A 24,939-nucleotide genomic window follows, 5' to 3' on the forward strand; every position below is an offset into this window, starting at 1 on the left:
CGTGGAACTGACTCTTGAGGCCCCTCGCGTGACCGAGGCAGCCCCGCCGCTCGACCTCGACCGCGCCCTGCAACCCGGCGAGTCCGGGTACTTCGCGGGGGAGTGGCTGGAGTACCCGTACGACGGCGGCCGCCGCTTCGAGTCGGCGTACGCCGGCACGCTGATCGGCCGCTGGAGCGGCTGGGCGGTGTGGGAATGCACCCGCGACGTCGCCGCCGCGGTGGTGACCGACCAGGAGCACGCCCGCCGGCACTGGCGAGCCGTCTACGCGACGTCCGGCCTGACGGAGCCGAGGCTGAGCCGGGCGCTCGACGCCGATGTCTGCCCGATGTGGTGGGACGGTGACGTGATCGTCGTCGACCGGCGCGCCCTCGGCGAGGACGAGCCGTACCTGCGGATCGCGCCGAACGAGCGCGGCCGGTACGTGGTGATGGGCAGCATCTGGTGCTGGGAGGAAGTCCCGGTCGACGCGGCCGACACGGTTCACGGAGCCGTGGAACTGTAGCCGTACAGCAGCGGGGCCGGCGCGGTGCGCCGGCCCCGTTCGCGTGGGCAAGATCAACGGTGATCCCGGCGGGATCACGGGCGGGAACAGAGGGCTACAAGCGGCTACAAGCGGCCACGAGTAGACACATGCTGAGCAGGGTCGATAGGATCGCCGCAGGTCAGAACGCTGTCTACGCGGGGTTCAAGTCCCCCCTCGGACACGAACCGAATCCCAACGGTGCGCGGCAAGGTCAACACTTGCCCGCACCGTTCGTGTTTCCGGGTCGTACGACAGGTGCAGCCCGAGGCTGCGGTAGACCTTCAGCTTGTGTTCCGGCTCGGCGTCTCGCAGGGCGTGCACGAGGTCGCCTGCGCATGGAGAGCGGTCGCCGTGCCCGCGAGGTCGGCACCGGGTCCGTGGCGGTTCCGGAAGCGACGGCGTCCTGGCGGGTCTCCAGCAGGGTTCTGCCGCGAGCGAACCCGCTTGTCTTGTTGCGGCGCGCTGCGGAGGATCGGTGGATGGATCTCCGCACCGCGGAACGGCAACTCCAAGCCGCCCAGCGCGCTGCCGACGTCGAGTCCCTCGACGTGCTACTGCACCCGCAGGTGGTGGGTGCCGGACCGGACGGCACGGTCTTTACGAAGGAAGACGACTTGGAGAGCTATCGCTCCGGTGCACTGCGAATCACCAGGCTGGTGGAGGAGTCGCTCGGCGTCCAGGATGACGGTCAGACTGGGGTGACTCGCATGGTCGCTGCGGTGGATGCCGTTCAGGGCGGTGTCGCTATGTCCGCGCGGTTGCGCTACACCCGACTTTGGGTGCGTGAGGACGGCAACTGGCGGGTGTTGGCCGCCACCTTCGTCCCGGTCTAGGGAGCCTTTTCAACTGCGGTGTACCGCGTTCTCGAGGTGATGAAGGACGAGGATGGAGTGCACGATCGGTGGCGCGGCGTGGGTAGCAGCGCAGCTTTGTCAGGACTTTCAGGTTTTGGAGGTGGCGTTGGCGCGTTCACCGATGGCGCGGATGCGGGCGTGAGCGGCGGTTGACCTTCTTCTGCCAGGGCGCTGCGGGCCGACTTTCACCCGGAATTTGTCACCCCTCGCCAACTCCCTGGACACCATGCTCGCCGAAGCCCGCTGTGCCGGCTGTCCCTCGTGCTGTCCCACCAGGACCTTGCCCAGTTCCCAAAGATCTCCTCGCCGCCGCCTCGGCCAACGCCCGCAACAAGATCTACTTCTCCTGCGCCCCGGAGGACGCACGCGTTCTTACCCGCCACACCCTGCCGGAACTCGACGAGCACGGTTCTTTCGGCTGCCGAACGTTGTCTGCGCTGGTATTTACCGAGCAGTGAGGGGCGCCGACCTCGCGCCTTGTCTGCGGCAGACCCGCGCACGAGGCCGGTCACTCGATGTCGTGCCGGGGTGGTGCGCGCCCCGGACGTCCGGCGTGCGCGTCTATTGGGAACGTTCAGGTGGGTCGGCGAGGGCATACGGTCACCTTGCTTAGATATTCATGTTGCTTGTATATTCGGCACCATGCGATCGACTTCGCGTCCCGCGCTGCGGGAACCGTCGTACTTCGTCCTTGCTGCCCTACTCGGTGGCCCTCTCCACGGGTATGCCGTGATCAAGCAGGTGACTGAGCTGTCTGATGGGCGGGTGACACTCGCTGCCGGCTCGCTGTACTCGGTGATCGATCGGCTGCTCGGCGAGGGGCTCATCACCGCTGACGGTGAAGAGATCGTCAATGGGCGTGCCCGCCGCTACTACCGGCTCACCGACGAGGGCCACCGCGTACTCGCCGAGGAAGCCGACCGGCTCGCCCGGGCCGCCCGGGTGGTCATGGATCGCCTGCCGCACCGGAGCTTCCCGCAGGGAAGCACCCATCAACCTTCTATCGCGAGGATCAGACCAGCATGAGTTCTGATGTTCTGGAGAAGCGTTACCGCATGCTGCTGCGGGCCTATCCGGCCGGTTATCGCCGCGAACGTGCCGACGAACTGATCGACACGTTGATCGGCGAGGAACCGACCACCCGCCGCTGGCCCAGCGTCCGGGAGACGGCCTCGCTGATCCGGGGCGCCCTACAGGTGCACGGTGGCAGCACCGCGGCCCGGCCCACCGCCGTACTGCTCTGGCAGGGCATCCACCTGGGTGCCATGGCGGTGCTGGCGCTGGGTGCGCTCATCGGCCTGGACGACCTCGTCGAGGCGTTCCAGTTCGGCGGATTCTTGGACCCCCTGGCCGTCCTGCGGGATCAGGGCATCTACGTGGTCATGGTGATCGCGGCGCTGGTGGCGCTCGTTGCGGGCCGCACCCGCACCGCCGCCGTCCTGGTGGTAGCTGCGGTGGTGGTGCCGACCGCAATCTCCCCGTACCTGTTCCTCAACGGCCTGCCGCAGTGGTGGGCACCGGTTGTCGCCACGCCTTTGATCATGGTGGGTCTGCGGCGTCCGGCGGACGTGCCGCCGACGCCCCGGGCCAACGCCGTTCTGGTCACCGCCGGCATACTCGCCCTGCATCTGATCCCTGCGGAAGGCTTCCGCAGGGTCGACATGAGCTCGCAGATCGTTGCCGCCACCATGGTGATAGTCGGGGTAGTCGCCTTCCTGTGGGTGGCGACGGCCGACCAGCGACTGCTGATTGCCGTCGTTCCCACCCTCCTGCTGGGCACGCTCTACCAACTGGGCAAAGCCGGGTCGACGGGGGAACTGCTGCACCGGCCCGACGCCCTGCCGTCCCTGGTCGTCGCGGTCCTCATGGCAGTCGGCGCGGTCATTTCGACCCGGCTGCGTCAGCGCACCCGCGCCTGACCAACCGACGGGCGGTCCGGCCACGGCCGGACCGCCCGGGCAAGAATCGGTGGAACAGCCGTACGCCATAACGACATAATCGATGAGCGGCGGCAGCGGCTGGTGGCAGCGTTGGACGGCTGTGTTCCAGGCCGCGATCGACGGTACCGACTTTGCGCGTATCGACTATGGCTACTCGCGACACCTTTCCCGCCGCAGGGGCGGCAGTTCGGACGTAATAGAGCGACACGGAGCTGCACTCGGCTGCTCTTCAATGGTCGTTGGCTGCGTCGCTGATCTCTCACACACCCGGGCCGGCACTCCGCGCCTCCCGCAAATGCCGTGCCAGCAGCTGCTGTGCACCGCCACAGCGGCCGTTGCCGCGAGCTCGTGGATATGGTGCTCGCCGGCCAACCGGGCGGACGTGTTCCGCACCGCCTGGGACAACGGCTGGCTCTGACGGTGCCGCTCAGATGAGCACGCTGCACGTCACCTAGGTCCCACTGCCGGACTCCGGAGGGAGTCTTGTCCCCCATGCGAGCTACCTGCAAGTGTCCACCGCACGGGGACGATTGTGGCGGCCGAACTCCATAGGTTTCTTTGTGTCCGCGGCGCTCCGGTCGCGGTCTGCGAAGGAGTCATCATGCGCTTCGTCAAACAGCTTCTCGCCGTCGCCGTCGTCGCTCTCGTCGGCGGGCAGAGCATAGCCGCCGTCGAGGGCAGTTTCTTCCTCACCTTGGTGATCGGCGCTGTGACGGCGGTGCTGGGCGTGGTCGTCTATCGGTTGGTCGTGCGGCGCACCGAGCGCCGTGAGCCGACCGAGCTCGGCCAGGACGGTTGGGGCGGGAAGCTGGGCCGCGGGACGCTCATCGGCTTCGCCATGTTCGCGGCCGTCATCGCCAACATCGCGTTCCTCGGCGGCTACCACGTCGAGGGCTGGGGTTCGCCGACGCGAGCGCTGGGTCTGCTCGGGCTCATGGCGGCCATCGCGGTCGCCGAGGAGCTGCTGTTCCGGGGGGTGCTGTTCCGGATCATCGAGGAGCGTACGGGCACCTGGGTAGCTCTCGCCCTGACCGGCGTGGTGTTCGGCGCGATGCACCTGGTGAACCCGGACGCCAGCCTGTGGGGGGCGACCGCCATCGCGATCGAGGCCGGGTTCATGCTGGCCGCCTGTTACGCCGCCACCCGGAACCTGTGGGTCCCGATCGGCCTGCACTTCGGCTGGAATTTCGCCGCCGGCGGCATCTTCAGCGTCGCCGTGTCGGGTAACGGCGAGTCGAAGGGGCTGCTTGAGGCCTCGACGTCGGGGCCGGTCGCGCTCAGTGGCGGCGCTTTCGGGCCGGAGGGCAGCCTGTACGCGGTGCTGGCCGGCGTGGTGCTGACCGTGGTGTTCCTGTGGCTGGCCAAGCGCCGCGGGCGCATCGTCCCGCGCCACGGTCGCAAGGCTCAGGCCCCGGCAACCGCTACGGTGTCCCAGTGAGCAAGTTCCGGAGGCTCCCGGATCTGTGGCGGCAGTGGCCGATCACGGTCCGGGACCTCCCGTTCGCGCTGGCCTTGGCCGTCGCGGCGGTGGTCCCGGCCCTGGAGCGGCAGGGTACGCAGCTCGGTGACCTCCCGGACCGCCCGTACGACGCGCTGACCGTCGGCGTCGTCGCCCTGGAGTGCCTGCCGCTGGCCGTACGCCGTCGGTGGCCGGCCGTCTGCCTCGGGCTGGTGTCGCTCGGCTTCGCGATCGACCAGCTCCGCGGCTACCACACCATCGCGGGTACGGGACTGGCCATCGCGCTCATCAGCGCCGGCGCCCACCTGGAGCGGCACCGCTGGGTCGTCGCGGGTCTCGCCTCGGCGGCGTACGTGCCCCTGGCGATCTCCCTCGACCGGCTCGGATCCGGTGAGGGCGTCGCCGGGTTCACCACCTTCTACCTGTTGCTGGCGCTCGCGTGGGGCATCGGGGCGTGGCTGCGCCAGAACCGGGCCGCCGAGGCGGAACGCCGCCGCCATGTCGAGCAGGCCACCCGCACTGCGGAGCGCACGCGCATCGCCCGGGAGCTGCACGACGTCGTCACCCACCACGTGACGGCGATGGTCGTGCAGGCCGAGGCGGCGCGCTACCTGACGGGCGCCCCGGACAAGCTGGACCAGGCCTTGACCGCGATCACCGGCACCGGCCGCCGGGCCGTCGGCGACCTGCGGCAGCTGCTCGACCTGCTCAACCCGGATCACAACGCAGGCGACCCTCGTACGCCGTCCGTCGGCGACCTGGACACCCTCGTCGACCATTCCCGGCAGGCCGGGCAGCCGGTCGAGTTCGTCCGGGAGGGCACGCCGACGACGGCCACCGGCAGCGCCGAGGAGGCGGCGTACCGGGTGGTGCAGGAGGCGCTGACGAACGCGCTGAAGCACGCGCACGGCAGCCGGACCAAAGTTCGCCTTCACCACGGGGAAAGGGAGACGACCGTGGAGATCAGCACCGACGGCTCCGGATCCGCCAGCGCGTCCCCTGGCGGCAGCGGGCGCGGCCTCTCCGGGCTCCGCGAGCGGGTCACCGCCCTCGGTGGCGACTTCAGCGCTGGCGCGCAGACCGGCGGCGGCTTCCTCGTGCGGGCCCGGATCCCGGCCGGGTACCCGTCGTGACCGCGCCGATCCGGGTGCTGGTCTGCGACGACCAGGAGCTGATCCGCGCCGGATTCGCGACGATCATCGACGCCCAGCCCGACATGGAAATCGTCGGCGAGTGCGGCGACGGGCGCGCGGGGGTCGACCTGGCCGCTCGTCTGCGGCCGGACGTGGTGGTGATGGACGTCCGGATGCCGGTGCTCGACGGCATCGAGGCGACCCGCCTGCTGGCCGGCGCCGGGGTCCCCGAGCCGGTGAAGGTCCTCGTGGTGACGACGTTCAACCTCGACGAGTACGTCTACGAGGCACTGCGTGCGGGTGCCAGCGGCTTCCTGCTCAAGGACGCCCCACCGGCGCAACTGCTCCACGGCATCCGCACAGTCGCGACGGGCGCCGCGCTGCTGGCCCCAGAGGTGACCCGGCAGCTGGTGGGCCGCTACGCGGCCCGCATCCGACCGGCCGAAGGCGACCCGAACAGCGGCGCGCTGACCCCGCGCGAGACGGAGGTGCTCCGCCTCATCGCGGAGGGCCTGTCCAACAGCGAGATCGCCGCGGCCCTGGTGATCAGCCAGGAGACGGTCAAGACGTACGTGTCCCGCATCCTCACCAAGCTCGACCTGCGCGACCGGGTGCAAGCCGTGGTGTATGCGTACCGTCGGGGCCTGGTGACCTGAGGTGGCCGCTACTCCTGTCGGCGCTGGCGGTGCCGCTGTCGCGGCATTCCCCGATCCGGGCGCTGCTGCGGATACCGTATGCCGCGCCTCTGGGCGTGGATGATTTCGCGCTGCGGCGACGCAGCCGCTACGCGCCCGTGCTGATCGATGCTCAAACACGGCGGCTGGTGGACGTGCTGCCCGACCGTAACGCTGACACGCGACGCGCCGATTTGCGCCACATCTGCATGAAGACCTTGTCACTGATCGACGGAATCGTTGCCCGAACACGTCCGCGCCATACACCTCAGCCGGGGTGGGCCTGAATCTCACCGGTCGCCAAACCCTTGGCCGACAACGAAATCATGCGCGCTCAGCTTCCGCCAGGGGAGGCCCGCCACGAATCGGCTCATGATGCCGATGTATGACTGCACCTGGGCCGGCTCGTCGGAGCAGAGGACGTGCACGTACTCGCCCTCCTCACGTTCAGACAGAACGATTCTTACGTTCTGAGGATACGCCCAACATCATTTCGTGAGGATTGCTAAGCCCATCTCGTCCCGACCGGCGCAAAGGCCGCTGGCACTCGGTCCGGCCGCGACCTCTGAGGAAAGGCGCCGGTAGCAACACTTCGAGAGCCGTTAGCGTGATACCGACTGCTGCCTGGTCGAGCCGCCGCCCTTCAGGTACGGGCAGCGATCCGGACACAGATGGGCGGTCGGCGATGAAGTCAGGGGTGTCCTTGAGGTTGCTGCTGGCTTCGCGTCCGCCACGTCCCGATGCCGAGACGGGACGTCGGTTAATGAGCTGTACCGAACTCACGGTGTAGTGAGGGCGCCGCAGGAGACTGCGGGAGAGTGGGTCAGCTGACGATGCCGAATCCGCCGTTCCAGGAGACCTTCTCGGTCGAGGCCATGCTGATTTGCAGGAAGCCGAGGGCCTCCATCTCTCGGGCGCGCTTGACCGACAAGCAGTCCGCCACCCGGGTGCGCTTAGTACTCCAACCGGGGATCGTGATCAAGGATCGGCGGCATGAGCAGGACGCCAGTACCATGCGGGGATGGGTAGATTCCTTGCACTCTTCAACGGCGCGGCTGATGAGGTCAGCAGGGCCGAACTCACCGAACAGCAGCAAACCGAGTTCATCCACGCCTGGGCGTCATGGGCGCAGGCCAACGAGAAAGCTCTCATCGATCCCGGCGCTCCGTTGAACGCGAAGAGGCTGGTCACGGCGCAGGGGGTCGAGGATTTTACCGACGCCATGACTGGCTACACCATCGTGGAGGCGGACTCGCACGATGAGGCAGTTCAGATCTTCTCCGGACATCCGCACCTGCGGCTGTCCGCCGGAAACTCGATCGCAGTCCTCGAGTGTCCGCCTCCGCCCGGCTGATACTGGCGCCTGCAAGTTGATCCTGGCTGAGCTCTTCGTTATTGCCGCGGGTGTGTTCATGACCGCCGTCGTCCTCGCCGGCATGCTGGTCGCCAACCTCGCGGCTGGGGTCGAGTGGGCTTCGAGGGTGTCCTGCTGCCGGGCAACTACCTCGCGATCGTCGCTGTCCTGGCCACCTGAGTCCGAATCCGACCGCCTGCGCAGCCGTCGGTTCGGCTCGCGCCAGGGCGTGCTTGCCGCACGTGGGACGCGAAGCCCGAGGCGACGGCCAGGCCGGTAGCGCACACCCACACCATGCGGCGTGGCGCCGGAAGCCCGGCACCACGCCGCGAGGGAACTACTTGCCGCCGGCGAGGGCGACCAGGGCGTTGGCGGTGCGGAAGTACGGGTTGCGGCCGAGGTCGCCGACGGTGGTGATGTTGAAGGCGTCCTTGAGCAGCTTGGCGTCGCCGTCGCTGACCCCGGCGAGGGCGGACACCGGGGCGTCGACGATCTCGGTGAGGGTCTTGTCCTGGTAGGCCTTGTCGACCAGCTTGGTGAGGTCGGCGGTGACGGGCATGCACACTCCTTCGAAGTGCCGGTCGGGCAATCCGACTGGCTATGGACAAACCTGCTGAATTAGATCATGGAGCGGGTGCGTGTATCCACTGTGGACACGGGCGGTTCACGCCTCCTCGTCGTCGCCCTCGTCGTCGCCGAAGGAGTCGAAGACCTCGTCGGCGACCATGCCGCCGGCGAAGCCGAGCGCGGCGCCGCCGACCACGCCTGCGGCGACGGCACCCATGCCGGGGCCACCGTGCCGCTCGTGGTGTTCCTCCTTGTAGTGGCCGCCTGGGTGGCCGTATGCGGCGTGCCCGTAGCCGGGCGGCGGAGGCGGGTAGCCCGGCGCGCCGTAGCCCTGGGCGGGCGGGGCGTAGCCGTGGCCGCCGTGCAGGCTCTGGTAGCCGTCGAGGGCCTGCCGGACCCAGCCGTCGACCTGCGCGGCCCAGTCGACGCGGTCGGCGTCGGCGTGCGCGGCGTGGTAGCGGCCGAACGAGTCGTGGCCGCCGGTGAACAATCCGCCGCGCTTGTCGAACTCGAGCACGACGTCCACGGCGTGCTCGTTTGCGACGAAGGTCAGCTCGACCTCGTTGACGGCGTGGGCGTACTGCGGGGCGGCGTAGTACTCAATCTCCTGGTAGAACGGCAGACCCTGGTACAGGCCCGAGATGTGCCCGCGCTCCAGGTCGGCGCCCTTGAACCCGAAGCCGAGCCGGCCGAAGGCCTCCAGGATGCGTTCCTGCACCGGCAGTGGGTGCACGGACACCGGGTCGAGGTCGCCCTTGTCGACGGCGCCACGGATGGCCACCTCGGTGCGCAGGCCCATGGTCATGCCGTGCAGGTGCTGCCCGTGCAGGTCGGTCACCGGGGTCTCCCACGGCATCGCCACCTGGAACGGCAAGGACAGCCGCTGCCCCTCGCGCAGGTGCAGGCCACCCGCCACCTGAACGCGATGGAACTCGACGAGGGCGTCGTACTCCTCCTCCACGCCCTCCATCTCCACCCGGGTGACCAGGCCGACAGTGATGTGGTCGATCTCCACATCGTGGCTGCCGCCGGTCAGGTTCACCTGCCCGCCCAGCATCAGGCCAGGGCGGGTGCTCGGATTGGACAGGACCGTATCGACGCTGGGGCCGCCCACCCCGAACGCGCCCAGCATCTTCTTGAACACCACGAACCTCTCCCTCGACGACCACCGAACGCGCGACAACCGCAGATCCGGTGGAACTTCCACATAGAACCCTTGTGCCGCAACGAGATCAGCGACGTCCATAATGGAAATTACAGCGCCGGGAAAATACCAACGCCACCTGAGAAGTAGCTGAGTGCATCCGCACCGTTACTCCTGGGTGGTGCCGTGTTCACCAACACCAACACGAACACCAGCGTGACCTGCACGCCATAGCCACCACGGCCTGTTTGACGCCTCCCTCTACCGGCCCCCCCCCGGAGCACCACCGGATCGGCGGTCGGGTGCCGTCTACACCAACGATCTGGCGCAACGGGCAGCCGACGCCTGCTCGCCTTCAGGCGAAGCGCGACCTCTCACCGCGCGGTGTTCCCCAGCTCCGGCGTGGCGGTGAGCACACAGAAACGTCTCAGAATGCCTGCCTAACCTGGCCGGCATGTCCCGCGACGGTGAGCCTCCCAGTCCTAACCAATCCGAGGTCCGGAAGGTGGCGTGCTGGTGACCGAGTGGCTGTTGCTGGCCGTCGCGGTCCTGCTGATCGCGGCGAATGCGCTGTTCGTGGCCGCGGAGTTCGCCTTCGTCACGGTCGACCGGGCGACGGTCGAGCGCCGGGCGCAGGACGGCGACCGCCGCGCCGCCGGACTACTGGCGGGGTTGCGAACGTTGTCCACCCAGTTGTCCGGGGCGCAACTGGGCATCACGGTGACCAGTCTGGTCGTCGGGTTCCTGGCCGAGCCGTCCCTGGCCACGCTGCTGCGCGGCCCGCTCGGGCTCACCGGCCTGTCCGACTCCGCGGTGACCGCGGTGTCGGTGACGCTGGCGCTGGCTCTGGCGACGGGCTTCCAGATGGTCTTCGGTGAACTCGTACCGAAGAACTGGGCGATCTCCGAACCGCTGCGCGTCGGCCGCGCCGTCGCCGGGGCGCAGCGCGGCTTCACCACCGGCGCCGGCCCGCTGATCCGTTTCCTCAACGGCACCGCCAACCGGATCCTGCGCCTGATGGGCGTCGAACCGACCGAGGAGCTGGCCTCGGCGCGGTCCCCGCAGGAACTCGCCTCGCTGGTCAGCCGATCGGGCCGCGAGGGCACCCTCGACGCGCGGACCGCCGAACTGGTCGCGCGTTCGATCGACTTCGGCGAGCGTACGGCGGCCGACGTCATGACCCCGCGTACCCGCGTGCGGTTCGTCTCCGCCGACGCGCCCGCAGCGGAGGTCCTGGCCCTCGCCGCCGGCACCGGGCACGCCCGATTCCCGGCCACCGGCACCGGCGTCGACGACGTCGTCGGCGCGGTGCACTTCAAGCACGCCCTCGCAGTGCCCACGGCACAGCGGTCCACGCAGCCGGTCCGGACGATCATGTCTGGCCTGCCCGAGGTGCCCGAGACCATGCCGCTGGACCCGCTGCTGGCTGTCCTGCGCGAGCAGGGACTACAGATGGCGGCCGTCGTCGACGAGTACGGCGGCACGGCCGGCATCGTCACGCTGGAGGACCTCGTCGAGGAGATCGTCGGTGAAATCGCCGACGAGCAGGACGCCCCCCACCGTCGCCACCACCGCGCCGCCGACGGGACATGGACCCTGTCCGGCCTGCTGCGCCCCGACGAGGCGTCCCGGCTGATCGGCCTCGACCTGCCGGAAGCGCGGGACACCGACACCCTCGGCGGCCTCGTGACCGAGCACCTCGGCCGCTTCCCGCAGGTCGGCGACACCATCACCGTGCCCGTCGCCGACCGGAACCATTCCGACCCGGACGGTCTGCCGACCCCGACCCACGCCGAACTCACCGTCACCCGGCTCGACGGCCGCCGGGTCGACCGGCTCACCCTGCGTCGTACCGACAACCACCCGAGCGAGGAAGCCCGGTCATGAGCGACCTCACCGCGATCCTGCTGGCCGTGGCGCTGCTGGCCGGTAACGCCTTCTTCGTCGGGGCGGAGTTCGCCCTGATCTCCGCCCGCCGTACGCAGATCGAACCGCGCGTCGCGGCCGGTTCGTCCATCGCCCGGATCACCCTGCGGGCGATGGAGAACGTCTCCCTGATGATGGCCGGCGCGCAACTCGGCATCACCGTCTGCTCCCTCGGCCTCGGCGCGATCGGCGAACCCGCCGTGGCGCACCTGCTGGAGAAGCCCTTCGCCGCCGCTGGCGTACCCGAGGCGCTGCTGCATCCCATCGCGTTCACCATTGCCCTGGCGATCGTGGTGTTCCTGCACATGGTGCTCGGCGAGATGGTGCCCAAGAACATCGCGCTCGCTGGTCCCGAACGCTCCGCCCTGGTCCTCGGGCCTGTGCTCTACGGCATCGTCACCGTCCTGCGTCCGCTGATCTGGCTGCTCAACCAGATCGCCAACGCCGTCCTGCGGCTTCTCCGCGTCACTCCGAAGGACGAGGTGACCTCCACCTTCACCAACGAGGAAATCGCCGGCTTCATCGCCCAGTCCCGTCAGGAAGGACTGATCGACCAGCAGGAGCACGACCTGCTCACCGGCGCGCTGTCCTTCAACGACCAGACCGCCGCCACCGTTGCGCTCCCACTGGCCTCACTCATCACCCTGCCCCAGGACACCACCGCCGCGGAGCTCGAACGCCAGTGCGCGGCAACCGGATACTCCCGTTTCCCGCTCACCGACCCGCAGGGTGGGCTCACCGGGTACGTCCACGTCAAGGACATCCTCGGACTGCCAACGGAACAGCACGACGAGCCTCTCGACCCCGGGCTGATCCGCCCGCTCGCGACCCTCGACGCCACCAAGCCCCTGCGCGACGCGCTCACCGTCATGCAACATCGCGGCGCCCACCTCGCCACCGTCGTCGACCCGACCGGCCAGATCCTCGGCCTGGCCGCGCTCGAGGACATCGTGGAGGAGCTCGTCGGCGAGGTCCGCGACGCCACCCAACACACCACCGACCGCGCCATGGTTCCCTCATGACCCGATGCCCGCCCCCATGAGCCGACTCGTCGCTGCCTGGGACCGGGGTTGACCACGCCGTTACGCACTTCGCGGGCGGATCCAGTGCCCCATTCGCTGTATCGCCCGCAGGCAATGCCCATCGTTCGCCGCAGCGAGCACGGATCGATCACCCTCCTCGGCGACCTGGCCCCGGGTCATCCCCGGTGGGGAGGCCGATATGGGTCCATAGACCGACGTTTCCGGTTGGCGCCCCGTGGCACCATCAGCAGCAGTTACGTCACACGGGAGGCGACATGCACCTGTCACGCCGCAGTTTCCTGCTGGCCACCACCGGTACGGCACTCGCGACGCCCCTGCTGGCCGGTGCCGGCCCGGCACTCGCGGCCGGCCGTCCGCCCGCCGGGTCGCTGCCGGACGCGGCGCTCACCGCCGACCTTCGCGCGATCACCGAGGCCGGCATGCCCGGTGTGTTCGCCGAGGCGCGCGACGGACGGGACCGGTGGCGGGGCGCCAGCGGGGTGGCCGACGTGACGACCGGTCGACCGGTGCTGCCCGGGTTCCAGCACCGGGTCGGCAGCATCACCAAGACCTTCGTGGCCGCCACGCTGCTGCAACTCGTCGGTGAGCGCCGGATCGCGCTGGACGCCCCGATCGGCCGGTACCTTCCGGAGTTCGCGGTCGCCGGGGTGACCGTCCGGATGTTGCTCGATCACACCAGCGGGATCAGCGACTACGACCACGTCATCTTCGCCACCCCGGAGGACATCGAGCGGCACCGGTCCACCACGTTCACGCCGCGCCAACTCGTCCGGGCCGGCCTCGGTCAGCCGTCGACCGGGGCACCGGGCGCGGCCTTCTCCTACTCGAACACCAACTACATCCTGGCTGGGCTGATCATCGAGCGGGTCACCCGCCGGTCTGCCACCGACGAGGTGCACCGGCGGATCCTCCGGCCGCTCGGGCTGCGGCAGACGTACTTCCCCGGCGTGCGTCCCCGGATCGCCGGCCCGCACAGCAGGGGCTACGTCCCGTGGTACGAGGGCGAGCTGCGCGATTTCAGCGTCAGCAACATGTCCTGGGCCTGGACGGCCGGGGCGCTCGTCTCGACCATGGCCGACCTGAACACCTTCTTCCGGGCGCTGCTCGGTGGCCGGCTGCTCCGCCCGGCTCAACTGGCCGCGATGAAGACCACCGTGCCGTTCGATCCGGCCCAGCCGGAGGCCGCCGGCTACGGGCTCGGCCTCTACCGGATGACCTGGCCCACCGGCGACGTCTGGGGGCACGACGGCCTGGTCTTCGGACACAGCACCATCTCGCTGCACACCCCGGACGGTCGGCGGCAGGTGAGCCTCGCCCAGAACGTGACGCACTACGCGCTGCCCGGCGCGCCGGACCCGATCGGCGAGGCGGTCGGGAGGTTCCTGAACACGGCACTGGTCGGTGAGAGCGCCGTCGCGGCGCGGACCGCCACCGCCGCCAGGGTACCGGCGGTCGTCCCGGCGCCGGGCGCACCGACCCTGGTCAGGCCACTGCCGCAGCGCTGACGCTGTCGCCCGGCAGCCGCGACCGGCACCGTACTCCGGTCGTGGCTGCCGGACGGCCGGGCCGTGGCGTTCCGGCCAGGCCGGATCGCCTGGGTGCCGCGTTCCGATTGCGTTTCGGACCCCCGAACCGACGGACGACGCAGACCGGTAGCCGTCAGCCTCGTCAGCCAGAACATCGTGCACGACGAGCATCTCGCCCGCCGGTAGCGGCGGAAGTTCAAACACCTCCGCGACCAACCGACGTTCGCACAGCGTGCGTCGACCCGCGGGCGTGGGCACCCCAGCGGACCCGGACACGTTGCACGACGAGCACGGCGACCAGGATGCTGGACAACGCGGGGTAGCGCCACCACGCTTCGGCGGTTCCACGCTGACCAGAGGCAGGACGGGGTCGGGGGTTAGCCCGTCCGGTCGCCGAGAAACGTGGACCGCCACAGCCTCCGCCTCCGCCATCAGCATTGGCGAGAGTTGGATTGCGACGGTGGGTTCTCGCTGCTTCGGATCTCGGGTGCGTATGCGGCGGTGACTTGCGTAGTGTCTCGCGGCATCAGCGTGTAGCTCAGTGAGGAGAGCACCGGGCTTGCATCCCGGAGGGCGCGGGGGCGGGGCCCGCCACGCTGGCGTGAGCGACAACGACATCCGCGTCGGCGTGGGCTTCCCCCTGGGCCAGCTGGCGCGTGCCCTGACGACCGCCGGGACGCATGAGGACGAGGCCACCCGTCAGCGGGCGGAGCTGCGGGTACGCCGCTGGCAGCAGGTCGTGGACGGGATGGCCGGGGGAGGGCTGGACATCGGTTCGCGTACCCCGGTGAGAGGTCTGCCGGCATGGGTGACGCCGCAGGTGGTCCACGGTGGGTTCGCGACCGGGGAGCCGGCGGCGGGCGGTCCGCTGCGCCCGGACGAGACCGACCGGGCGCAGCGGCTGGGCCTGCCCGCCGACCGCCGGGCGTTGTTTTGGTTCTGGTTGACCGACGCGGGATTGGAAGAGCTGGGCGAGCTGCTCGACAGCGGCCGCTACCGGGTGGAGTACGCGGAGGAGACGGCGCTGCCGGTGGTGGCGTGGTTGCTGCGAGCTGGCGGGCGCGACGCCGCCTTGGGCGTTCTGGAGGAGATCGCACCGTTCGCCGAACGGCTGCGGTTCACCCCGGCTCCGAGCGATCAGCGCGCCGACGACCCGGACGTCGTGTATCGGCAGACGGCGGGCGACGTGCGCTGGATCCTGGAGCAGCGGCAGCCGAATGCGCAGATCGAGACGATGCGCGAGGCGCTGACGGTGTGGAATCCGTTCGCCGACGAGTTGCTGACGTTGTGGTGCGAGACCCGTGACGGCGGCCGGATCGGCGCGGTGACGCTGGACGGCTGGCTGCCGCGAGCCGTGCAGCTGCTGGCCCGCTACCAGCAGCTCACCGCCGAGCACACCCTCTGCAGCAAGCATCGCAACCCGAAGGGCAGCATCGGCGTACTGCGAACTGCGCTGGAGCGACGCGTGGCCGGAGCGGAGCTGACGCCACGGGAGCGTGGCCTGGTCCAAAGCGCGGTGGATGCGATGCTGCGCAAGCGCGGCCAGCCGGGCAGCCCCGAGCACACCGCGCTACGCGAGCAGCAGGCCCGCGAGGCGGCGCGGCCCCGCCACCATCAGCTGGCGCAGTTGGTCGCCGCCCGGCTGGCCGGCCTACCTCAGGACATCGGGATCGGCGACGTCGACCACGTGCTACGCCCAGTCGACGCTGACGAGGCCCACCCGGAGGGTGTGGTGGCGGGCTGGCCGACACCACGCCCCGTCGCCCGCGTCGTCACCCGCGCCGCCGCCGGAACCCTGGAGCAGCTGATCGACCGCGGCGTCATCGCCTCGGCGGAGGAGCTGGCACGGCTCACCCCGCGGTTGGCGGCGGCGACTGCGGCTTCGGCGTACCCGGACCCGGCCCTGCGCATTCTGATGGACGCCACGTACCGTGCCTTCCGGAATCGCCGGTCCCTGTTGCTGCTGAACCTGCAGCACCAGGTGCGCGTGGCCGAGCTGCCCTGGGTCCAGGCGGTCGCGTCCGCCCGGACCGACACCAGCGACACCCGCAACCAGGCGCGTCGCACCCTGGTCCGGCTGGCCTCCGCCGCGGTCTGCGGGTTCCCGGCCACGGTCTTGCCCAACCCGCTCGTCGGGGAACTGTCGACGCTGTCGAAGCAGGCGAGCCTGCAGCTGCCGTGGGTCGAGGAGCTCGCGGCCGACATCTTCATGGGCACGTTCTCAGCGAAGTTCCTCCAGGCGGCCAAACTCGCTGGCCGGCGGCTCGCGGACAGCCTGTACGCGCGGTACTACGACATCGACTACCCGGCCATCGCCGCGATCGACGACACCAGCAGGCGGCTGATCCGGCGTACTCGGACCTCGGACGCCTTCGATCACCTGTGCCGCGACCGGGCCGGCGCCTCCGGTAAGCGGTCGTGGTTGAACGTCGCGGCCAACGGGATCATCATCGAGCAGGCGCAGATTATGACCACGCACAACCTGGCCACGATCGCCGAGCTCGGCATCGACCTGCCCTCGACGCACCTAGCGAAGCGGTGCATGGATACGGTGCTGCGGCTGACGGCGCGTATCCACCACAACCCTCGGCCGCTGGGCACCGTCAAGAACACCGCGTACGCGTGGCGGCAAATGCTGTTCTTCCTGTCGCTGTCCTCCTGGGAGGGGCAGAAGGCCTTCGCGGCCTACGCCGAGAAGCGGTTGGCCACCCAGCCAGACCACGTGCGAACCCGGCTAGCGCCGGCCGTGACCGGACTCGCGCACGTGATCAGCGGTGGAAAGTTCGACGCGGACGGCAGGGCGGGCACCGGCCGACGGCTGCTCGGCTGGACCACGACGGAGCACTGGATGCTCGACCCGGGACCGCGGGACTGAGGTTCAGCGAGGCAGGGGCTCCGTGTGGTGGCTACACGCTCCTGCTGGCGAGTGCCGACGTGGACGCCCGCGACGGGCGAGGGCGGCCGGCGGTGATGTACGCAGATTCGATCCTTGGCGCCCGCCAGCACGCTGCTTACCACCATGGCGACTACCTGCGGCTGAACGGCTACAGGTCGGTCGTGCCACCCATCCGATCGGTGCAGACCCGCCAGAGCGGCGGGGCCCCGGCTGCCGACCGGGACACGCGATGGGCGTACCGGTTGGCGGACCTGCTCACCACCAGCAGAGGCGGCCGCTGTACCCGAGCCGGTGGTTGTTGCAGGCGAGCGCACCGTACCTGTGGTATGTGGGGGGCGTGCGGGTCGGTTTTCAAGCCCGCCCCCATCGCCGACTGGTGGTCCGAGCTGCTGGTCGATGATGGTGCCGGTGAGCCGCTCGGCACGCCAGCCCTGTCGCACGAACGCGAGCGGGTGGGGGCACGACGCCGCGCAGCTCACCGCCCAACCACGCGAACTCGCACGGCTGCTCGGCCAGGGACGTACGGCTGCGGTGGTCGCTCTGGGGCCGGGGTCGAACCTCCGCGCACAAGAAGAAGGCCCGCACCGAGCCGGTGCGGGCCTTCTTCTTGCTGTCATCCGGTCAGAGCTTGCCCCAGATCTGGTTGGCGGTGCCGGCGCAGTCCCACAGTTGCAGCGCGGCGCCGTTGCTACCGACCCAGTCCTTGATGTCCACGCATCGGCCGGAGGAGACGTTCACCAGGGTCCGGGCGGAGGTGAGGGTGAATCGCTGCACCGGGTTGGTGTTGCAGGCGGTCAGCTGGATCGGCGTGCCGTTGGCGAGGGCGCCACCGGCCGGGTCCATGCACTTGCCCATCGCCCGCAGCGTGCCGTCACCGTGGAACGCCCAGCTCTGCGCGGCGCTACCGTTGCAGTCGAACATCTGGAGGCGGGCTCCGTCGACCGGGTTGCCGCCCGGGATGTCGATGCAGCGACCGCTGAAGTTGGACTGCAGCATCGTCGCGCCGACCGGCGGGGTCGTCGGCGGGTTGGTGCCTGGGGGTACGCCGGGGTCGCAGTCGTTGGTGGTGACGACGCTGTCGACGTGCACGGTGCCTCCGGACCGGTACCCGTTGATCGCCGCAGCCGCCTGCGTCGGGCTCAGCACCTGCTTCTTGGCGTGGTACACGTAGTCGACCGACTGGATCCAGGTGCTGGTGCCGACCCCCGTGTGCCCCGTCAGGTCGATGAACCACTGGTTGAAGTCGATCGACATGTTCTGCCGCGGGTAGAACTTGCCTGAGTGGTCACCGACCAGCGCGCCGTCGATGTAGTACTTCACGTGACCACCGGAGACCGTCGCCATGACGTCGTGCCAGCCGTTGATGCTGCCGGCCTGCTTGCTGTGCTGGTTGTCGGCGTACCACGGATCGGCCACGTAGGTGTACCAGCTGGTCTGGTAGTTGATCGGGCCCGGCTCACCCCAGCCGCCGTTGGGCAGGTACTCGGAGAAGTCCAGCTCGGAGTACATCGGGTCGCGCGGAGCGGCAAGCGGGGAGATGGCGTAGAAGGTCTGGTTCACGTGATCGCCGTCCGGGCCGCTGACCGGGGCGTCGGCGAACTTTATCCGGGCGAGGTAGGTGCCCTCGAAGAAGCGGCGGTTGCTCTGCGAGAACTCGGCGTGCGACGTACCGCCCGCGGTGCCGTCGGTGACCGCTCTCAACTGGGCGACCTTCTGCCCGTCGACGGTCGGGAACGACACGTTGTCAGCGAGCCAGCGCGCACCACTCACGCCCGGGCCGCCGGGACTGCTCCGGATGCGCCAGCCCCGCTGGCCAAGGGCCGCGTCCGTACGGGATGAGTAGTTGAAGTCATCGAAGAGCACGCCGCAGCCGACCGCGGCGCTGCTGCTCGGCGCGGCGACGATACCGATGCCGGTGAGGGCTGCGACGGTTGCGGCGAGGGTCGCACCAATGGCGACCTTGCGGATTGGCGTTGGCGTAAGCCCCATGGGGGGTGGGCTCCTTCGCATGAGAGGCGCCGGCCGGCCTGGGGCCTGCCAGGACTGAGGCGGACGACGACCTCAGCACCGAACTGACCAGTGGTGTGGCAATCGGCCGTCTGGATACCCTCACCCATACCAATGATCTACGTCAATACCCGCACGTGTGGGCTTCCGACCCTCCAGCGCGGGCCGTCGCGCCTGGGGGTGGGCAACCGGCCCACCCGGGCCATCGAGGACCTCGCTCACGCTGTCCTGTTGTCCGCCACCCGCTGCACCGACGGCTGCCTGGTGCCGACCGGACAGCAGGCTCTCGACATGCCAGCCGGACGGCCCGGTCCAGAGCCACACCGTATCCGGAACCGCGTCGCCGATGGCCGACGCAGGCGCCGGGGTCGCCGGTGATCGCGCCGGCAGCCGGGCCCACGTACAGGGCGTGGGTGCAGTCAGTCGGCCCGGCTGACCTCGTCGTTCTTCGTCGAACATGGGCCGCGTCGTGTGTGGAGCGTCGGCTTGACGCTGATCGAGTCGTCTGCGCTGTTCAGCAGGGGAAGTTTGAAGTACCGCATGTGCACGGTTGTGTCGAGTTCCGCTGCGGCCTGGCGTAGGGCGGAGCGCTCGTCGCGGCTCCGGAGGCCGAAGTCGATTACGACGTTGGTGCCGGCGTCGAGGGCGCGCAGCCCGATCTGGATGAGCCGTCCTTCGATCACGTCCTGAGCCGATGGTGCATTCTCGTGCCCGGAGAGAGCCAACACCCATTCGTCCTTGGTTCACTGATACCGCCGGCCGGCCGACGTAGCGCTCGGCGCGGCATCGGCCTGTCGTCGCGGCGATTCGCCTCGGGCCAGGTCGGGGAGCGGCCGTTTGGCTCACTATCGGCGATGACGCCAGGCCATCGCTCACGCTTCAACCGGTCGTCCCGACCGGGCGAGACGGCCCTGGCGCGGGTACCTCTCCGGTCGACCGGAGCTGGCATCATGGCCGCATGCCAAGCGGTCTCTGGGTGTCGATGGCTTCGGGTGGTGGCGTGGTCCTCGCCTTGCCCGACGCGGCCAGGGCGCCGGTCGGTTGAGCGACGACAGGTGGCACGGTGGTCCGGCCCGGGTCCCCCCGGACAGGAAACGCGACCGTCGCCGGAATGTGGCCCTGCTGCTGGTGACGGTGTCGAGTCTGCTCTCGGTCGTGCTGGCCGTCGTGGTCAACGTCGCGACCGGCGGTGAACTGCCCGAACCGGTCGCGGCGTACGGCTGGCTGGCCTGGCCCACGGTCGCCGCGCTGGCCCTCGCCGGGGTCGGCCTCGCTCTGTGGCAGCACCGGCTGGGACAGGTCGACCACCCTTCCACGTCACCCGCTCTCCCGCCGGCGCAAGCCCCGTCACCGCCGAGCGAGCTTCCGGTCGCGCCGCGCCTCACCGGCCGGGAGACGGAGCTGGCCACCGTCGAGGAACTGGTCGCGGACGGCGCACAGGTCGTCAGCATTTCCGCGGCGGCGGGCACGGGAAAGTCGGCGCTGGCCGTGTTCTACGCCCATCGGGTCCGCGAGCGGTTCCCGGACGGCCAGTTGTACGTCGCCCTGGGCGGCGCCGGCCCCGATCCCGTGCCGGCGCAGGAAGCGTTGATCCGGATGCTCAGGGCGCTCGGCCGCGACGTGGAGGAACGGCGGGGCACGCTGGAGGAGCTGTCGTCACGCTTCCGGTCCGTGGTCGCGGACCGCCGGCTACTCGTCGTACTCGACGATGCGTGCGACACGGCGCAGGTACGGCCGCTGATCGCGGCGGGTTCGGGCTGTCTCACCCTGGTCACGAGTCGCCGGTTGATCGCCGACCTGCCGGGGGGCGCCGTCCTGACCCTCGGCGCGCTGCCGTCCGGGCAGGCGCTCGAACTGCTGACCGCGACGGTCGGCGCGGACCGGGTCGCCGCGGACCCCTCGGGCGCCCGACGGCTGGTCGAGTTCTGCGCGGGGCTGCCGCTCGCGCTGCGCATCGTCGGATCCCGGCTCCGGGCCCGACCCGGCTGGACCCCGTCGGCCCTGGCCGACCGGCTGGCGGACGAGAGCCGCCGGCTCGACGAGCTACGGCTGGGCGACCGGACGATCAGGTCGGCCTTCCAGTCCACGTACGAGGAGTTGAACGACGTGGACCGGCTGGTGTTCCGACGAGCCGGGTCGCATCCGGGTGTGCTGTTCGGGCTCCAGTCGGCGGCGCGTCGGTGCGGGCTCGATTCGTCCGTGGTGCGGGACGCCCTGGACCGGCTGGTGGACGCCTTCCTGATCGAGGCGCCGACACCGTCGAGCTACCGGCTGCACGACCTCCTGCGGCTGTTCGCCGGAGAGATGATGGAGCGGCAGGAGACGGCCGGTGACCGTGCCGCCTGCCTGATCCGGCAGCTGGACTGGTTAAGGGACCGGGCCGGGTCCGCCGGGGGTGTCGCGGATGAACGCGACAACATCCTGGCCGTGCTGCGGACCGCGGTCGCGGAGGGGCTCACCAACCAGGCGTGGGCACTGGTGGAGGCGGTGCACCCGCTGCTGACCGCGGCCGACGACCACAGCTACCGATTGCAGCTGTGGCGATCCGCGGAGCAGGTGGCGGCGTCGGCGGGCGACGACCGGCGACGGGTGCGCGCGTTGCGGTGGGTCTCGCACTCCTTCGGGCTGGCCGGCGAGGTGGAGTCCGAGCTGGCTGCGGCGCGGGAGGCCGTCGCTCTCGCCGAGCGACTCGGCGACGCGGAGGAGTTGGCACAGACCGTTCGCCGACTGGGCGAGGCGCTGCGGTCGTACGGACGTCCGGATGAGGCGGAGGAGTCTCTGCTGCGGGCTCTGCGCCTGTTCCAGCGGTCGCACGCGGTCGAGGAGGAGATCGAGGTCCGCTCCGCCCTGGGGGTCCTCTACAACACCCTCGGTCGTCCCGAGCGCAGCATTCCCACGCTGGAGCGGGCGGCGGCACTCCTTCCGGCGAAGGAGACGGCACTGCACGGCTACGTGTTCCTGGGGCTGGCTGCCGGCCACAAGATCGCCGGCCACCCGACGGAGGCCGCTGCTCTGACGAGGCGCGCCGTCGACATTGCCGACCGGCTGGACGACGAGTTCCTCCGCGGATACTGCTTCCACGAACGGGGCTGGCTCGCCGTCGAGGAAGAGCGGCACCGCGACGCCGAACAGGACTTCCGCGCCATGCTGGAGATCTTCACGCGGATCCGGCACGGCGCCGGGGTGGGCGGGGCACACCACGCGCTCGGCGCCGTCGCGGCCGCTCAGGGTCGTCCGGACCAGGCGGCCAGGGCGTACCGGGCGGCGATCGGAGTGTACGAACGGCTGGGCAACGTGGAGTTCGCGAACAGGGTCCGGAGCTCCCTGTCGGCGCTCAACTCGACCCGACCGAGCGCCGATGGCGACCGTATGAGCCACGACGACACCGACCCGAGAAAGTCGAGTCGGCCCTGAGTACCGACGGGTGAATATCCGTGGCTCTTGCTGGCCTGCCGGACTGCATCCGCAACTGACGATGGGCGGAGGAGGCGGAGCCAGCTGATGCAGGCCGATAAATCGACGGAAGCGCGGATCTTCAGCCGCTAGAGTCGGAGCTGTTGCGGAACGGTCTGCCCGGGAATCGAGGAGCACTGATGTCTAGGTCATCGGCTGGAGCCTCCACTCGCCCCTCGGCGACCGCAGTTGCAGGCTCGTAGCGCCGCTCGTGTAGCGAACCCAGCCCACATCCCGGTCGACGGGGCGAGGTGACACCTGTCACCGGCCCTTGGCGCTTTTCGGCGTCTCCGTTCGCCCCTCCGGGAGCTCTGCTGTGTCCGCTCGGCATTCCTCGAACCACCGGCTCCTTCTCGTACTCCAACGCCTGATCACTTCCTCGTTCGCCAGGAGAGCTCGACGGCTCAGGTCGGCTCCGGCTGCTTCGAAGCATGCTGACGAGACCGTCAGCCGCAACGTCCGCCTGCTGGGCTGGTTCAACTTCCTCGGCGACTTCCGCATGTACGGGCCGATCATGGTCATCTACTTTGCTCAGGTCACCGGCTCGTACACAGCCGCCGCAAGCCTGCTGGCGCTGAAGAAGCTGTCCTGCGCGGCGTTCGAAGTCCCCACCGGCGTGCTCTCCGACCGGCTCGGGCGTCGTGGCACGATGATCGCCGGTGCCGTCGTCATGGTGGCCGCCCACCTCGGATACGCCGGAGCTTCCGGCTATGGTCTCCTCCTGGCAGCCGTTGTGCTGGAGGGATTGGCGGCCTCACTGTGGAGCGGCAACAACGCCGCGCTTCTGTACGACACTCTGCTCGCAGCCGACCGGGAAGCGGAGTTCCCCCGGCACTCGGGCCGTGTGAACTCGATGTTCCAGCTCGCGCTCGCGCTGGCGGCAGCCGTAGGTGGCGTGGTCGCCGGCGTGTGGTCGCTGCGTGCGGTGGTCGTGCTGTCGGTCGTGCCGCAGGTGCTGTGCGTGCTCGTCGCCCTGCAGGTCCGGGAACCGCGGGTGCGCGGCCCACTGGAATCGAGCGTGCTGGTGCATCTCGGGTCGGCCCTGCGCGGCATCCGCCGTAATCCGGTGCTCCGCCGGATGACTTTGGTATCGGCGCTTCGTTACAGCAGCGAAAGCGCGGCTCAGTTGTCGCCTGTCTTCGTGGCAGGGTTGTGGCCCCTCTGGGCGCTGGGCGTGTGGCGCACCTTCGGCCATGGCGTGGCCTTCGTCGGCTTCCGCGTCAGTGGTCGGGTGATCGGCCGAGTGGGTGCCGCCCGCACTCTGCTGTTCGGTGAGTCGTTCAACAACCTGGCGAACTTCGTGGCGCTGGTCAAGCCGACGGTGTTTTCGCCCGTGCTGCTCGGGTCACCGGCCTACGGCATCTCGACGATCGCTCAGGAGACGTTACTGCAGCGCGAGTTCACCGACCGGGAACGCGCGACGATGGGTTCGCTCGGTTCGCTGCTCGGCAGCGTGCTGTACGCGTTCGTCGCCGTGGGGGTCGGCCTGGTGACAGACCGTTGGGGAATCGTCGCGGGGTTGCTCGCGATCCAGGCAGTGGCCCTGGTCGCGCTTCCGTTCGCCTGGTCGGTGCACGCACAGGCTCTCCGACCGCCCGTTCGCCCCGACGCCCCCTCGGCCGCAACGGCGCCGAAGGAGACGGCATGAGCGCCTTCTCAGCCCTGGCGGGCCTGCTGCGGAGAAGCTCGTCGACGACCAGCCACTGCTGCGGGGCGGATTCCGCGCGCTGCTCGCCGCCGAGCACGACATCGAGGTCGTGGGCGAGGCCGCCGACGGCAGCGAAGCCGTTGCGCTGGTCGCTCGGCACAGGCCGGACGTCGTGCTGATCGACATCCAGATGCCCGTCATGGACGGTATCGAGGCGACCCGACGGATCGCCGCGAACCCCGATCTGACCGGCGTACCCGTCGTCGTCCTGACCAACTACGGATTCGACGAGTATGTCTTCAACGCCCTGCGCGCCGGTGCCACCGGGTTCCTCGTCAGGACCATCGAACCCGCCGACCTACTTCATGCCGTACGGGGCGCCGCCCTGCTCGCGCCGTCCATCACCACGCAAACTGATCAGCGAGTACGTGTCCCGGCCGATCCAAACACAAGCCGACTCGACCCTCGAGCGACTGACGAGCCGGGAGCGCGAGGTTGTCACGCTCGTCGCGCGAGGGATGTCCATCGAGGAGATCGCGCAGCACCTGGTGATCAGCCCGATGACCGCCAAAACTCATGTCAACCGCGCGATGGCCAAGCTCCACGTTCGTGATCGCGCCCAACTGGTGATCCTCGCCTACGAGACCGGGCTGGTCACCGCGCCGCAGTCGTGAGCGTCGATCCCGTTGGCGGCGTCTCGTTGCCGGCCGGCAGCCACTGCTTGCCCCGGCTCACCCGCGCGACGGTGATACCTGGACCGGGCTGGCCGTCGGGTTCGCCGCCAGGCTG

General features: G+C 69.6%; 18 protein-coding genes, 1 tRNA gene and 3 pseudogenes. 18 read left to right on the plus strand and 4 right to left on the minus strand.

What is annotated here, in order from left to right; all coding sequences use genetic code 11:
- The first annotated feature begins 1 nt into the window (after nucleotide 1).
- From AC5L34_RS15535 to AC5L34_RS15580, 10 genes and pseudogenes are all read left to right on the plus strand, one after another.
- Entirely contained in the window at nucleotides 2-505 is a 504-nt protein-coding gene (locus AC5L34_RS15535) for a hypothetical protein (protein WP_494825557.1), read from the plus strand.
- A gap of 500 nt (nucleotides 506-1,005) precedes the next feature.
- Nucleotides 1,006-1,359, plus strand: coding sequence for a nuclear transport factor 2 family protein (locus tag AC5L34_RS15540; RefSeq protein ID WP_441175967.1), 354 nt, complete (start codon nucleotides 1,006-1,008; stop codon nucleotides 1,357-1,359).
- Nucleotides 1,360-1,570: 211 nt separating this feature from the next.
- Nucleotides 1,571-1,787, plus strand: a pseudogene (locus tag AC5L34_RS15545) (hypothetical protein); the annotation flags it as partial.
- A gap of 235 nt (nucleotides 1,788-2,022) precedes the next feature.
- Nucleotides 2,023-2,406 (plus strand): PadR family transcriptional regulator, encoded by a 384-nt coding sequence (locus tag AC5L34_RS15550; protein ID WP_441175966.1) that lies wholly within the window; start codon nucleotides 2,023-2,025, stop codon nucleotides 2,404-2,406.
- 29 nt (nucleotides 2,407-2,435) lie between these two features.
- Nucleotides 2,436-3,299 (plus strand): hypothetical protein, encoded by an 864-nt coding sequence (locus tag AC5L34_RS15555; protein WP_494825559.1) that lies wholly within the window; start codon nucleotides 2,436-2,438, stop codon nucleotides 3,297-3,299.
- 622 nt (nucleotides 3,300-3,921) lie between these two features.
- Nucleotides 3,922-4,758 carry a CPBP family intramembrane glutamic endopeptidase gene (locus tag AC5L34_RS15560; protein ID WP_494825561.1) on the plus strand — a complete coding sequence of 279 codons (837 nt, stop codon included), beginning with the start codon at nucleotides 3,922-3,924 and terminating at the stop codon, nucleotides 4,756-4,758.
- Entirely contained in the window at nucleotides 4,755-5,912 is a 1,158-nt protein-coding gene (locus AC5L34_RS15565) for a sensor histidine kinase (RefSeq protein WP_494825563.1), read from the plus strand. The genes AC5L34_RS15560 and AC5L34_RS15565 overlap by 4 nt, the downstream gene beginning before the upstream one ends.
- Nucleotides 5,909-6,568, plus strand: coding sequence for a response regulator (locus AC5L34_RS15570; protein WP_441175962.1), 660 nt, complete (start codon nucleotides 5,909-5,911; stop codon nucleotides 6,566-6,568). The genes AC5L34_RS15565 and AC5L34_RS15570 overlap by 4 nt, the downstream gene beginning before the upstream one ends.
- 11 nt (nucleotides 6,569-6,579) lie before the next feature.
- Nucleotides 6,580-6,786: pseudogene (locus AC5L34_RS15575) on the plus strand (ISL3 family transposase); the annotation flags it as partial.
- 821 nt (nucleotides 6,787-7,607) lie between these two features.
- Nucleotides 7,608-7,940: a YciI family protein gene (locus AC5L34_RS15580; protein WP_441175961.1), complete on the plus strand. Its 333-nt coding sequence runs from the start codon at nucleotides 7,608-7,610 to the stop codon at nucleotides 7,938-7,940.
- A gap of 337 nt (nucleotides 7,941-8,277) precedes the next feature.
- Here AC5L34_RS15580 and AC5L34_RS15585 read toward each other — a convergent pair whose 3' ends face one another.
- Complete coding sequence (locus AC5L34_RS15585; protein ID WP_088977233.1) at nucleotides 8,278-8,499, minus strand: hypothetical protein; 222 nt, start codon at nucleotides 8,497-8,499, stop codon at nucleotides 8,278-8,280.
- Between the two features lie 105 nt (nucleotides 8,500-8,604).
- A complete protein-coding gene (locus tag AC5L34_RS15590) occupies nucleotides 8,605-9,654 on the minus strand; it encodes a sporulation protein (RefSeq protein ID WP_494825566.1) in 1,050 nt (349 codons plus the stop codon).
- 513 nt (nucleotides 9,655-10,167) lie between these two features.
- On the opposite strand from AC5L34_RS15590, the gene AC5L34_RS15595 reads away from it, so the two are divergent.
- The 5 genes from AC5L34_RS15595 to AC5L34_RS15615 all read left to right on the plus strand — a co-directional run bounded on the left by AC5L34_RS15595 (nucleotide 10,168) and on the right by AC5L34_RS15615 (nucleotide 17,021).
- A complete protein-coding gene (locus AC5L34_RS15595) occupies nucleotides 10,168-11,538 on the plus strand; it encodes a hemolysin family protein (RefSeq protein WP_494825568.1) in 1,371 nt (456 codons plus the stop codon).
- On the plus strand, nucleotides 11,535-12,599 hold the full coding sequence (locus AC5L34_RS15600) for a hemolysin family protein (RefSeq protein WP_494825570.1): 1,065 nt from the start codon (nucleotides 11,535-11,537) through the stop codon (nucleotides 12,597-12,599). Before AC5L34_RS15595 ends, AC5L34_RS15600 begins: the two co-directional genes overlap by 4 nt.
- A gap of 440 nt (nucleotides 12,600-13,039) precedes the next feature.
- Nucleotides 13,040-14,125 (plus strand): serine hydrolase domain-containing protein, encoded by a 1,086-nt coding sequence (locus AC5L34_RS15605; protein WP_441176019.1) that lies wholly within the window; start codon nucleotides 13,040-13,042, stop codon nucleotides 14,123-14,125.
- A gap of 548 nt (nucleotides 14,126-14,673) precedes the next feature.
- Nucleotides 14,674-14,746, plus strand: a tRNA-Ala gene (locus AC5L34_RS15610).
- A gap of 1 nt (nucleotide 14,747) precedes the next feature.
- Nucleotides 14,748-17,021 (plus strand): hypothetical protein, encoded by a 2,274-nt coding sequence (locus AC5L34_RS15615; protein ID WP_494825572.1) that lies wholly within the window; start codon nucleotides 14,748-14,750, stop codon nucleotides 17,019-17,021.
- Between the two features lie 642 nt (nucleotides 17,022-17,663).
- Here the strand turns inward: AC5L34_RS15615 and AC5L34_RS15620 are convergent.
- Together AC5L34_RS15620 and AC5L34_RS15625 are read right to left on the minus strand one after the other, a co-directional pair.
- Nucleotides 17,664-19,031 carry a ricin-type beta-trefoil lectin domain protein gene (locus tag AC5L34_RS15620; protein WP_441175955.1) on the minus strand — a complete coding sequence of 456 codons (1,368 nt, stop codon included), beginning with the start codon at nucleotides 19,029-19,031 and terminating at the stop codon, nucleotides 17,664-17,666.
- A gap of 437 nt (nucleotides 19,032-19,468) precedes the next feature.
- Nucleotides 19,469-19,777, minus strand: coding sequence for a P-loop nucleotide/nucleoside kinase family protein (locus tag AC5L34_RS15625; RefSeq protein WP_494825574.1), 309 nt, complete (start codon nucleotides 19,775-19,777; stop codon nucleotides 19,469-19,471).
- Between the two features lie 385 nt (nucleotides 19,778-20,162).
- Here AC5L34_RS15625 and AC5L34_RS15630 point away from each other — a divergent pair, with 385 nt between their 5' ends.
- The 3 genes and pseudogenes from AC5L34_RS15630 (at nucleotide 20,163) to AC5L34_RS15640 (ending at nucleotide 24,824) form a co-directional block, all read left to right on the plus strand.
- Nucleotides 20,163-22,463, plus strand: coding sequence for an ATP-binding protein (locus AC5L34_RS15630; protein ID WP_494825576.1), 2,301 nt, complete (start codon nucleotides 20,163-20,165; stop codon nucleotides 22,461-22,463).
- A gap of 355 nt (nucleotides 22,464-22,818) precedes the next feature.
- A complete protein-coding gene (locus AC5L34_RS15635) occupies nucleotides 22,819-24,150 on the plus strand; it encodes an MFS transporter (protein WP_494825578.1) in 1,332 nt (443 codons plus the stop codon).
- A gap of 55 nt (nucleotides 24,151-24,205) precedes the next feature.
- Nucleotides 24,206-24,824, plus strand: a pseudogene (locus AC5L34_RS15640) (response regulator).
- The last annotated feature ends 115 nt before the right edge of the window (nucleotides 24,825-24,939 follow it).

The organism is Micromonospora sp. ZG13, from assembly GCF_059359355.1.

What these genes read in the sequence shown, in the direction of transcription:
- AC5L34_RS15540 (WP_441175967.1), top strand. Translation starts at nt 1,006, where the DNA reads ATGGATCTCCGCACCGCGGAACGGCAACTCCAAGCCGCCCAGCGCGCT.
- AC5L34_RS15550 (WP_441175966.1), top strand. Translation starts at nt 2,023, where the DNA reads ATGCGATCGACTTCGCGTCCCGCGCTGCGGGAACCGTCGTACTTCGTC.
- AC5L34_RS15555 (WP_494825559.1), top strand. Translation starts at nt 2,436, where the DNA reads ATGCTGCTGCGGGCCTATCCGGCCGGTTATCGCCGCGAACGTGCCGAC.
- AC5L34_RS15560 (WP_494825561.1), top strand. Translation starts at nt 3,922, where the DNA reads ATGCGCTTCGTCAAACAGCTTCTCGCCGTCGCCGTCGTCGCTCTCGTC.
- AC5L34_RS15580 (WP_441175961.1), top strand. Translation starts at nt 7,608, where the DNA reads ATGGGTAGATTCCTTGCACTCTTCAACGGCGCGGCTGATGAGGTCAGC.
- AC5L34_RS15585 (WP_088977233.1), bottom strand. Translation starts at nt 8,499, where the DNA reads ATGCCCGTCACCGCCGACCTCACCAAGCTGGTCGACAAGGCCTACCAG.
- AC5L34_RS15600 (WP_494825570.1), top strand. Translation starts at nt 11,535, where the DNA reads ATGAGCGACCTCACCGCGATCCTGCTGGCCGTGGCGCTGCTGGCCGGT.
- AC5L34_RS15605 (WP_441176019.1), top strand. Translation starts at nt 13,040, where the DNA reads ATGCCCGGTGTGTTCGCCGAGGCGCGCGACGGACGGGACCGGTGGCGG.
- AC5L34_RS15620 (WP_441175955.1), bottom strand. Translation starts at nt 19,031, where the DNA reads ATGGGGCTTACGCCAACGCCAATCCGCAAGGTCGCCATTGGTGCGACC.